3 protein-coding genes are annotated in these 1,335 nt (G+C 62.4%); all 3 read left to right on the top strand.

Going from position 1 to position 1,335, the window contains the following annotated elements:
• Nucleotides 1-517 (top strand): cbb3-type cytochrome c oxidase subunit I (locus tag HMPREF1224_RS43880; RefSeq protein WP_010794535.1); only part of this gene is annotated, 517 nt, incomplete at its 5' end.
• 14 nt (nt 518-531) lie between these two features.
• Entirely contained in the window at nt 532-1,143 is a 612-nt protein-coding gene (ccoO, locus tag HMPREF1224_RS43875) for a cytochrome-c oxidase, cbb3-type subunit II (RefSeq protein WP_010794534.1), read from the top strand.
• A 5-nt stretch (nt 1,144-1,148) separates the two neighbouring features.
• Entirely contained in the window at nt 1,149-1,334 is a 186-nt protein-coding gene (locus HMPREF1224_RS43870; RefSeq protein ID WP_003087298.1) for a CcoQ/FixQ family Cbb3-type cytochrome c oxidase assembly chaperone, read from the top strand.
• The last annotated feature ends 1 nt before the right edge of the window (nt 1,335 follow it).

Here is a 1,335-nt window from a genome sequence, read left to right as displayed (position 1 = left end):
CGACCCGATCCTGCGCTTCCTGGTGGTGTCCCTGGCGTTCTACGGCATGTCCACCTTCGAAGGCCCGATGATGGCGATCAAGACCGTCAACGCCCTCTCCCACTACACCGACTGGACCATCGGCCACGTGCACGCCGGCGCCCTCGGCTGGGTGGCGATGATCTCCATCGGCTCGCTCTACCACCTGATCCCGAAAGTCTTCGGTCGCCCGCAGATGCACAGCATCGGCCTGATCAACGCGCACTTCTGGCTGGCCACCATCGGCACCGTGCTGTACATCGCCTCGATGTGGGTCAACGGCATCACCCAGGGCCTGATGTGGCGCGCGGTCAACGAGGACGGCACCCTGACCTACTCCTTCGTTGAAGCACTGGTCGCAAGCCACCCGGGCTTCATCGTGCGCATGATCGGCGGTGGTTTCTTCCTCACCGGCATGCTGCTGATGGCCTACAACACCTGGCGCACCGTGCGTGCTGCCAAGCCGGCCGAATACGAAGCCGCCGCGCAGATCGCCTGAGGAGCCCGACGTAAATGAAGAACCACGAAATACTCGAGAAGAACGTCGGCCTGCTGGCCATCTTCATGGTGATCGCCGTCAGCATCGGCGGCCTGACCCAGATCGTTCCGCTGTTCTTCCAGGACGTGACCAATACCCCGGTCGAAGGCATGAAGCCGCGTACCGCCCTGGAACTGGAAGGTCGCGACATCTACATCCGCGAAGGCTGCGTCGGCTGCCACTCGCAGATGGTCCGTCCGTTCCGTGCCGAGACCGAACGCTACGGCCATTACTCGGTCGCCGGTGAAAGCGTCTGGGACCACCCGTTCCTGTGGGGTTCCAAGCGTACCGGCCCGGACCTGGCCCGCGTCGGCGGCCGTTACTCCGACGACTGGCACCGCGCACACCTGTTCAACCCGCGCAACGTGGTGCCCGAGTCGAAGATGCCCGCCTACCCGTGGCTGGTAGAGAACAAGCTTGATGGCAAGGACACCGCCACCAAGATGGAAGTCCTGCGCAAGCTGGGCGTGCCTTACACCGACGAGGACATCGCCGGTGCACGTGAAGCCGTGAAGGGCAAGACCGAGATGGACGCCCTGGTGGCGTTCCTTCAAGGCCTGGGAACCTCTATCAAGAGCAAACGGTGAGTGTGATGGATATCGGGACTCTGCGTGGACTGGGCACCGTGGTGATCATGGTCGCCTTCATCGGCCTGGTGATCTGGGCCTACAGCGGCAAGCGCAAGAAGAGCTTCGACGAAGCGACGATGCTGCCCTTCGCAGACGATCCCGAAGCCAAAAAGCACGTCGAGCAAGCTTCTAGGAGTAACAAAGAATGAC

The organism is Pseudomonas sp. P179 (genome assembly GCF_000478485.2).
GTDB classification, from domain to species: domain Bacteria; phylum Pseudomonadota; class Gammaproteobacteria; order Pseudomonadales; family Pseudomonadaceae; genus Pseudomonas; species Pseudomonas aeruginosa.
The sequence above is the reverse complement of the archived record's forward strand: the minus strand, read 5'-3'. Positions and strand labels throughout refer to the sequence as shown.